The 8,237-nt window shown below is 63.1% G+C and carries 8 protein-coding genes and 1 pseudogene; 2 read left to right on the top strand and 7 right to left on the bottom strand.

The genetic code is table 11. From position 1 onward, the window contains the following. On the bottom strand, window positions 1-918 hold a 918-nt coding region (locus FD715_RS18650; protein ID WP_147113517.1), incomplete at its 3' end, for an AAA family ATPase. A gap of 487 nt (window positions 919-1,405) precedes the next feature. Between FD715_RS18650 and FD715_RS18645 the strand changes: the two genes are divergently transcribed. Then, window positions 1,406-2,089 carry a hypothetical protein gene (locus tag FD715_RS18645; protein WP_147113514.1) on the top strand — a complete coding sequence of 228 codons (684 nt, stop codon included), beginning with the start codon at window positions 1,406-1,408 and terminating at the stop codon, window positions 2,087-2,089. Between the two features lie 26 nt (window positions 2,090-2,115). Here FD715_RS18645 and FD715_RS18640 read toward each other — a convergent pair whose 3' ends face one another. Together FD715_RS18640 and FD715_RS18635 are read right to left on the bottom strand one after the other, a co-directional pair. Then, complete coding sequence (locus FD715_RS18640) at window positions 2,116-2,751, bottom strand: YdcF family protein (RefSeq protein ID WP_147113511.1); 636 nt, start codon at window positions 2,749-2,751, stop codon at window positions 2,116-2,118. Then, window positions 2,748-3,116: a VOC family protein gene (locus tag FD715_RS18635; RefSeq protein WP_147113508.1), complete on the bottom strand. Its 369-nt coding sequence runs from the start codon at window positions 3,114-3,116 to the stop codon at window positions 2,748-2,750. Before FD715_RS18635 ends, FD715_RS18640 begins: the two co-directional genes overlap by 4 nt. Before the next feature lie 237 nt (window positions 3,117-3,353). Between FD715_RS18635 and FD715_RS22840 the strand changes: the two are divergent. Further along, window positions 3,354-3,456: pseudogene (locus FD715_RS22840) on the top strand (ClpX C4-type zinc finger protein); the annotation flags it as partial. Window positions 3,457-3,853: 397 nt separating this feature from the next. Here FD715_RS22840 and FD715_RS18625 read toward each other — a convergent pair. The 4 genes from FD715_RS18625 to puhE all read right to left on the bottom strand — a co-directional run bounded on the left by FD715_RS18625 (window position 3,854) and on the right by puhE (window position 8,195). Further along, complete coding sequence (locus tag FD715_RS18625; protein WP_223274974.1) at window positions 3,854-5,404, bottom strand: glucan biosynthesis protein; 1,551 nt, start codon at window positions 5,402-5,404, stop codon at window positions 3,854-3,856. 190 nt (window positions 5,405-5,594) lie between these two features. After that, window positions 5,595-6,068, bottom strand: a complete 474-nt coding sequence (locus FD715_RS18620) for a cytochrome c family protein (RefSeq protein WP_147113499.1) — start codon at window positions 6,066-6,068, stop codon at window positions 5,595-5,597. Between the two features lie 113 nt (window positions 6,069-6,181). Continuing rightward, window positions 6,182-7,396, bottom strand: a complete 1,215-nt coding sequence (hemA, locus tag FD715_RS18615) for a 5-aminolevulinate synthase (protein WP_147113495.1) — start codon at window positions 7,394-7,396, stop codon at window positions 6,182-6,184. Further along, window positions 7,386-8,195: a putative photosynthetic complex assembly protein PuhE gene (puhE, locus tag FD715_RS18610; protein ID WP_147113491.1), complete on the bottom strand. Its 810-nt coding sequence runs from the start codon at window positions 8,193-8,195 to the stop codon at window positions 7,386-7,388. The genes hemA and puhE overlap by 11 nt, the downstream gene beginning before the upstream one ends. Between the last annotated feature and the right edge of the window lie 42 nt (window positions 8,196-8,237).

The raw sequence follows: 8,237 nt of genomic DNA, 5'->3' as shown, positions 1-8,237 counted from the left end.
CGAGTCGTATTCCCAATAACCGGGGCCGGAGGGGATGTAGAGCACGTCGGCGGCAAAGACGGCGTTCATGGACTGGTAGCCGATGGCGGGCGGGCAGTCGAAGAGGATCAGGTCGTAGGTGTCGGGCGCGATCTGGTCCAGGAAGCGCGAGACGGCGGCGAAGAAGGACCATTCTGGGTTGATGTGCCGGTATTGGGCGGAGGCGAATTCGACAAAGGCGGCGTTGGCGCAGCTGGGCACGATGTCGATGGTGGGCCAGTTCGTGGGCTTGATGAAATCGCTGGCGCGCAGGTCATTGAGCCCCATGTCGGTGATCGCGGCAGGCAGTTTGCGTTGGGGCAGGGCGGTGCCGGATTCGGCGCCCCGCAGGGCGGAGTTCATGCGGTCGGTTTCATGGCCGAGGTCGCGGGCCATGATACCCCAGACGGTGTATTCCTCGGCCACGTCCGAAAGGCCCATGGAGTGGCTGAGCGTGGCTTGGGGGTCGAAGTCGACGCAGAGGACGCGGTAGCCGTCGAGGGCGGCAGCGTGGGCGAAATGGAGGGCGGTCGTGGATTTGCCGGCGCCGCCCTTGAAGTTGGCGATGGCGGCGCGGATCGCGCGCTTGTTCGCGGGGCGGTAGGGCATCAGGGATTTGCGGTTCACCTTGATGCGGCGGCGGAGTTCGTTGATTTCTTCGAGAGAGTACCAGCGTTGGCGGCCGTCTTCCTCGACCGTGCCCTGAGGCAGGGAGGGGTCGGCTGCGAGGCGGCCGCGGAGGGTGCTTTGGTTGGCTTTGAAGATGAGCTCCGCCACCTCCCAGCTTGAGAACCGGCGGAGCGTTTTTTCGCTTTCCGGGGAGTAGGTTTGCTGGCGGATAAAGCCCTGCATCTTGAGGGATTGCGCCTGAAGCTGGGCGAGGTCTGTATGCGTGAACATGCGCTGCCTGTGGTTTGTCCCCGCGGGGACAGGTTGTGTTTTTGTCCCCGTGGGGACGTTAATTCTACTCATTTCCAGATTTACGCTGATTTTGCGGAAAAAGCAAAAGCGGATTAATGTTGTCCCCGCGGGGACAGATCGAGGTCAGCGTGCGCGATCAGACGCGAATGGTTGTGATTCTGTGAACGCCGCGTGCGCTGGAGCATAGGCCCAGATTTAGGGGGACAGTTTTTTGGGTGCCCCCACCTATTGGGTGACAGAACTGCCATAATAGGGGACACATTGGCTGTCCCCCAATACCATATCTACCTGCTTTTCTTTTGATTTGGGTTTGGGTCTGGCAGGTTATCCACATCTGCCCTTGACAGAATCGCGGCTTGGGACGCAAATCAGGGGCAGAGACGGAAAAGCGGCCAGAACCGCACAAAACAACCGTCGGCAGGTGATGTTCGGTCTACCGGACAGTTTCGAGAAAATGAGGGCAGGGATGCAAACGCTGAGGCCAGTGGGCCGGGGCGCGTCTGCGCGCAAATATGATATTCTGACAGCCTTGGGTGCGTTCGCGCTCGCGCAGGGCAAGCATGAGCAGCGGCGGGTGCTGCGGCTGATGACGCTGATCACAGCGCGCTACAACTGGGCGCGCGATGAGCTGGCCGTGGGGCAGCGCGAGATTGCGCGGCTGTGGTCGGTGGATGAACGGACGGTGAAGCGGGAGATGGCGCTGTTGCGGGCGCGGGGCTGGCTGGTCGTGAAGCGGCAGGGTGCGCGGGGGCGTGTGTCCGAGCATGGGTTGGATCTGGAACGGGTGCTGCTCGATACGGAGGCGTATTGGACGGCTGTGGGGCCGGATTTCGAGTTGCGCATGGGGGCCAGCGAGGGGGAGGCGCCGAAGGTCGTGCCGTTGCCTGTAAAGGGGTCTGTTGTCGCGCCGGATGTGTCGGGGGGTACGGAGTGGGCGCTTGCGCAGGCGATTTTGCATGCTGAGGATGCGGGGATCTATGCGTCGTGGTTGGCCGGGTTGGAGCGGGTCGAGCGGGCAGGGGGGCGGTTGACGCTGAAGGCCCCGTCGCGGTTTCACGGGGCTTATGTGCAGACGCATCTGGAGCGGCGGGTGCTGGCGGCGTGTCGTGAGGTCGATGGGGATGTGACCGAGGTGCGGATCGTTGTGTGAGCGCTGGGGCGCAGTGAATGCGCACTCTACGGGTCGGTGGGCAGGTGGTCGGTGAAACCGGCCTGGACCAGCTGGTCAAAGGCGTCCTGGACGGCGCGGGGCAGCGGCACGTCGATCTGGAAACCGCGGGCGGCGTAGGCGGGCATGCGTGCGATGTCGCCGACCATTTCGCAGATGAGCGCGCGTGCGTCGTGGTGCGCAAGAGGTTGGTCATCGAAAGAGGTAGCAGGGGCGGTGACCAGTGGTTTGATGCCCGGCCATTGACGGAGGGCCGTGGCCTGGCAGCGGCGTTGGGTCTGGGGTTTTGTGACCAGGATGATGTGCTTGGCGTCCGGCAGGAGCGTGGCGGAGAGGCGCATGTTTTCGCCGATATTGGTCGCGTGCGGTTCAATCGTGATGGCATGTGAGGGGACGCCGTTTTGGATGGCGTGCTCCCTGAACGCTTCGGCTTCGGTGGTCTGAAACATGTCGCGCGTCCAATTGCCTGACGCGCCGGTGAAGATGATGCGGGGGGCGAGGCCCCGGTGGTAGAGATCGGCGCAGTGGCTGGCCACGCGCAGGTCGTAGGAGCCGAGGCCGACGATGGCGTCGGAGGGGCTGAGGTCATCGTAGACGCAGTGGAATTGCCAGAGCGTTAGGGCCGCGCTGCGTGTTTCGGTCATTGTGGCTCTCCGATTTCAAGGATGTGCCTGTCGGGATCGAAGAGGCGAAAGACGCGCTGGCCCCATGGTTCGCGTCGGATGGGGTGGATCAGATCGACCTGGGGTGCGATCCGGGTGAAGGCGGTGTAGAGGTCCACCTCTTCGAAATAGAGCACGAGGTTTTCGCGTCCGTAGGGCGGTGCGCTGGTATCGTCGGTGCCAAAGGTCGTTCGAAAGAGCGATGCGCCGTCATGGAGCGCGAAGCCGCCGGTGAAGGTGACGAAATTGCCGTGGTCTTCGACGATCTTGAGGCCGAGGATGGTGGTGTAGAACGCCTTGGACCGGTTGATGTCGGCCACGAAGGGGAGGGGGTTCACAAATCGCATGGGCTGAGGACATCACAGATTTTGTGCGATGTCTTGGTGCGGTTGGCCCACCGGCCCTCCGGGGGCGGTTTATTTGGCGAAATGAAGTGGTGGTGCCGGATTGAGTTGATCGACTTGGGAGCGGTTTGGTTTTCGCGCGGGAATGGTGCGCAGTGAATGCGCACCCTACGGTGGGTTGAAAGGTGGTGCGTCAGGACTTAATTGACTGTCAGGGTTAACCTGACGGAATGAGATTCAATGAAAATGCTGAATTGTTCTTTCTGTGGCAAGTCGTCGGATGTGGTGGAGAAGCTCGCTGCGGGGCCAGGTGGTTTGTACATTTGCAACGAGTGTGTCGAGGCGTGCCGCCTGGTGATGGATGGTGCGGCTGTTCCGCCGGAGACTTTTGACCCCATGACATGGCCGACGGACCGTTTGTTGGGGGCCTTGGCGGCGCTGGATACGACGGCGGAGGCGTACAAGGAGCATCTGGCCCGCGCAGTGGATGCGTTGCGGGCGCGGGATGTAAGCTGGGCGAAGATAGCGGAACCGCTGGGTGTGTCGCGGCAGTCGGCGTGGGAACGGTTTAGCTGATACCCAGAGTGCCGCGCGGGAAGGGTGCGCAGTGAATGCGCACCCTACGGGCTTTGCCGAGATGCATCGGCTCGCGCTTTGATTGGGCCTTGTCAGTGGGGGCGCTGCCCCCGGCCTGGGGCCTCCCCGGAAGTATTTTCAGCCAGAAGAAAGAGGGGGTGGCATCAGGTTGGCGCGACGTCGCGCAGCCATTGATAGAGCCAGGTTTCGCTGAGCCGCTCGGTGCCGTTGGTGATGTGGGCTGTCAGCTCGATCAGGTCGGTGTCGCCGCCGTCGATGTCGATGAAGAGCCGCCAGGTGGGTTTTGCCGCGCCCTCGACCTTGTGGAGGACGTGGCCTGCGATCTCGCCTGCGGAGTGGGTGATGACGGGGGTGAGGTCGGTGTCTGGGTCCATGTCGCCCAAAGCGCCGCCTTCGAAATCGATGACGAATTTGCGCAGGTTGGGGTTTTCGAGCGGGACGCCCGAGGGGCCGCCGACGCCTGCGAGCGTGCCCTGGACCCACGCCAGATCGCCGGAGGGGGGCAGGGCGCCCCAGTGCATGCGCCAGGCGTAGGTGCGGCTTTCACCCGCCTGTGGCGCGTCTTTGGGCACCCAGAAGGCGACGATGTTGTCGTCGATCTCTAGCTCTGCCGGGATTTCGACCAGGCGGACGGTGCCGGGGCCCCAGTCGTTCAGCGGCTCGACCATCACCGAGGGGCGGTCGTGGTAGCGGGCGCCTGCGTCGAGGTAATCCTCGTACCGGCGGTCGCGCTGGATCAGGCCGAATTGGGCCATGTTGGGTTCGTTGAAATAGGAGCTTGAGACCCGGTGCGGGTTGTTGAGTGGGCGGAAGAGCGTGTTGCCGTCTTTGCGGATGATTTGCAGCCCTTCGCTGTCGTGGACCTGGGGGCGGAAGTCGTCGAAATCGCGTTCGGTGTGTTCGGCGAAATAGAACATCGAGGTGAGCGGGCCGAGGCCCAGTTGCGGGACGCTGTCGCGGAAAAAGAGTGTCGCCTCGACATCCATTGTCGTGTCGTCGCCGGGGGTGATCGTGATCTTGTAGGCGCCTGTGACAGACGCGCTGTCGAGGGCGGCGTAGAGGGTGAGGGACGTGTCCAGCGCCTGTGGCCGTTCGACCCAGAATGCGGAGAAGCGGGGGAATTCTTCGGGCCCCTGCAGCCACGTGTTGATGGCGAGGCCGCGCGCCGACAGGCCGTAGCTGTTGCCGCGCCCAAGCGCGCGGAAGTAGCTGGCGCCGAGGAAGGTGACGACTTCGTCAAACTTGTCGGGGCGGTTCAAGGGGTGCGTGAGTTTCAGTCCCGCAATGCCGGGCAATTCCGCATTGTTGGGCACCCGGTCGCCGACATCGTTGCGGTATTCGAAATCGTCCGTGGTGAAGGTGATGGGGTAGGATTTGCCGTTCTGGACCTCGTGAATCTGCACCGGATCCTTGAACAGCCAGCCCGGATGGAAGGGCGAGGCGTGGAAGGGCAGGGGGGTGCCCGACCAGTGGGCGGCCGCGGGCCGGAAGTAGATGTTGCGGTAGTCGTCGTAGGTCAGGTTCTGCAGGAAGCTGTCCAGTGGTGCGGGTGGCCTGTCCGGTTCCTTGGACCGGGCTTCCATCTTTGCCTTGAGTGCCGCGAACGAGAACGGCTGACCGAGGTCGCGGGCAAGGGCCGTTCGGGGCAGGGCGGCGCTGGCAAGGAGCGTGGCAAGGACGCTGCGGCGTGTCATGGGGGCGGTCAGGGGCATGGGCGTCCTTGGGGGCTGTTGCCGCTCAGAGATGCGGGTTCCGTGCGCCTGCGTCCAGTGTGATGTTTTCACGTTTGCGCTGGTCTTGTGTCACATAAGCGGCGTGCGGGAACGAAAAAGGCCGCCAGGATGCCCGGCGGCCTTTCTCCGTGTGACTGAATGTGAAGGGGGCTTAGCTGCCTTCGCCAGCCGCCGCCTCGGGGTTGGTCGCAATGGAGGCGAGGTAGGCGTAGAGGTTCACGGCGTCCTCTTCCTTGCGGACCTTGTAGGTCATTTTCGAGCGACCGTTGTCGCCGGTGATCTCACGCAGATAGCCCGTGGGATCCTGAACGTAGGTCACGAAGACCTCTTCGTTGATGACCACGTCCATTTCGGAAGCTGCCTGGTTGATGTCGGAATAGCGGAAGTCTTCGACCATGCCGAACTTGCCGCCGATGATACCGTAGAGGTTCGGGCCGGTACGGGCGTTGCGGCCTGCCAGTGTTTCGCCTGCGTCATCGACGACGACGTGGCACGAGATGCATTGGCGGAACGCGGCTTCGCCTGCGGCGACGTCGCCTGTGGCGGTCAGATCGACGCTGTCCTGGGCGAATGCGGGCACGGCCAGCGTGGCAGTTGTGGCTGCAATGGCGAGTGTGCGGAACATGTGGGTCTCCTTCCTGAGTTCTTGCAACAGAACGTAGCGGGTTGGCGGTCAAGTCAACAGTAACTTTGACTTGACCAGCATGTCGGCGGGAATTGCGTGTGTGTTTTCCCCCGTTACGCGACCGCGTGGGCGATAGCGCACTGTTTCCATAGGTCTTTCAGGGCGGAGACGAGGTGTTCGATGTCCTCTGTCGAGTGCAGAGGCGAGGGGGTGAACCGCAGCCGTTCGGTGCCTTTGGGCACGGTGGGATAGTTGATCGGTTGGACGTAGATTCCGTATTGCTGCATGAGGTAGTCGGACAGCATGCGGCACTTGACCGGATCCTTGATCATCACGGGGATGATGTGGCTGGGGTTGTCCATATGGGGGATCCCCTCCTGATCCAGACGTTTGCGCAGGTAGGCGACGCGCTCGCGCTGCTGGATCCGTTCCTGGTCCGACTGTTTGAGGTGCCGGATGGAGGTGCGGGCCGCCGCCGCCACCGCCGGGGGCAGGGCGGTGGTGAAGATGAAACCGGACGCAAAGGAGCGGATGAAGTCGCAGAGCGCTGCGGACCCGGTGACGTAGCCGCCGACCACGCCATAGGCTTTGCCGAGCGTCCCTTCGATCAGGGTGATGCGATCCATCAGCCCCAACTCTTCCGCGACGCCGCCACCGCGGGGGCCGTACATGCCGACCGCGTGCACTTCGTCGATATAGCTCATCGCGCCGTGTTTTTCGCAGACGTCGAGGATTTCGGCGATGGGGGCGATGTCGCCGTCCATGGAGTAGACGCTTTCGAACGCCACGATCTTGGGGGCGTTGGCGGGAAGGGCCGCGAGTTTGCGGTCGAGGTCTTCGGGGTCGTTGTGTTTCCAGATGACCTTGGAGGCGCGGGAGTGGCGGATTCCTTCGATCATGGAGGCGTGGTTGAGTTCATCCGAGAGGATCACCGCGTCTGGCAGGCGGGAGCCGAGGGTCGATAGGGCGGCCCAGTTGGACACGTAGCCGGAGGTGAAAAGGAGGGCGCTTTCCTTGCCGTGGAGGTCGGCGAGTTCTTCTTCCAGCAGCTTGTGGGCGTGGTTGGTGCCCGAGATGTTGCGCGTGCCGCCCGCGCCTGCGCCGCATTCGTCGATGGTGTCTTTCATCGCCTTGGTCACCGACGGGTGCTGTCCCATGCCGAGGTAGTCGTTGGAGCACCAGACGGTCACCTGGTCCGGGGCGTCGTCGTCATGGCATTTGGCGCGCGGGAAGGCGCCGGATTGGCGCTCCAGTTCGGCGAATATGCGGTAGTTCCCTTCCTCTTTCAGTGCATCGAGTTGGGTTTGGAACAAAGCATCAAAGTCCATGATGTCCCCCTGTAGGTGTCGTGTTCTTGGTTGGTTTCGCCTCTGGCAGCATCCAGCGCCAGAGCCGTTCGTCGGGGATGGGAAGGACCATCACCCAGTGTTCGAGGGCCGCGAGGGCCGTCAGGGCGGTGAGGAGCGCAAAGCCTGTCACTGCGCCTGCGGTGTCGGCGGCGTAGAGCCGTTCGAGCCAGCAGGCGGCGGCGAAGGTGAGCGCGGTCACCGAAATGGGGAAGAGCCAGTTCATTGCCGCCACGCGGAAGTGGCTGGGCAGGTGCGCGAGTGCTTCGGGCAGGAATTCGACATTGATGCGCGCGACGCCGAAGAACAGGTTCAGCTTGGCCGAGATGCGGGCAAAGAAGAGGACCGCGAAGGTGTAGAAGGCGAAGGGGTTGTTCGCATTCCAGAGCGCGAGGCCAAGGGCAATGAGCGTGCCGGTCAGCAGCATCTCGTGATAGGCGATGGTGCCCCAGGCGCGGATGAACCGTTCCCATTCGGGGCGGTGGGGCGGCAGGGCGCGACGGTTGGGGCCGGTGATGACGCCGGTGAGGAAGGCCAGTTCGATCCAGCCCCAGAGCGCGAGGGATGACAGGAACGCCACGTAGGTGCCCAGGATGTCGGTCTGGGTCATGGACCAGTATGTGCCGTAGGCGCCGAGGATTATGAGCGGAAGGCCTACCCATGTGGTGGTGCGACGCGCGCGGTCGCCCGCGCGGTCGGCGTATTTGACCGCCATCAGGATGGTGCCGGTGGAGAACCACCAGATGAAAAGGGCGATGAGGGCGGCGATCCAGGGGGTCATTTGGTCCCCCCGGTGACTGGAAACTGACGCAGTTTCCGTTCA

This window comes from Tateyamaria sp. syn59 (assembly GCF_007995245.1).
Lineage (GTDB): Bacteria > Pseudomonadota > Alphaproteobacteria > Rhodobacterales > Rhodobacteraceae > Tateyamaria.
Note: the sequence above shows the minus strand (reverse complement) of the source record. Positions and strands in the feature narration are given on the sequence as shown.

Excerpts from the sequence above, each read along its gene's own strand:
- FD715_RS18645 (WP_147113514.1), top strand. The coding sequence starts at position 1,406 with ATGCAAACGCTGAGGCCAGTGGGCCGGGGCGCGTCTGCGCGCAAATAT.
- FD715_RS18640 (WP_147113511.1), bottom strand. The coding sequence starts at position 2,751 with ATGACCGAAACACGCAGCGCGGCCCTAACGCTCTGGCAATTCCACTGC.
- FD715_RS18635 (WP_147113508.1), bottom strand. The coding sequence starts at position 3,116 with ATGCGATTTGTGAACCCCCTCCCCTTCGTGGCCGACATCAACCGGTCC.
- FD715_RS18625 (WP_223274974.1), bottom strand. The coding sequence starts at position 5,404 with ATGACACGCCGCAGCGTCCTTGCCACGCTCCTTGCCAGCGCCGCCCTG.
- FD715_RS18620 (WP_147113499.1), bottom strand. The coding sequence starts at position 6,068 with ATGTTCCGCACACTCGCCATTGCAGCCACAACTGCCACGCTGGCCGTG.
- hemA (WP_147113495.1), bottom strand. The coding sequence starts at position 7,396 with ATGGACTTTGATGCTTTGTTCCAAACCCAACTCGATGCACTGAAAGAG.
- puhE (WP_147113491.1), bottom strand. The coding sequence starts at position 8,195 with ATGACCCCCTGGATCGCCGCCCTCATCGCCCTTTTCATCTGGTGGTTC.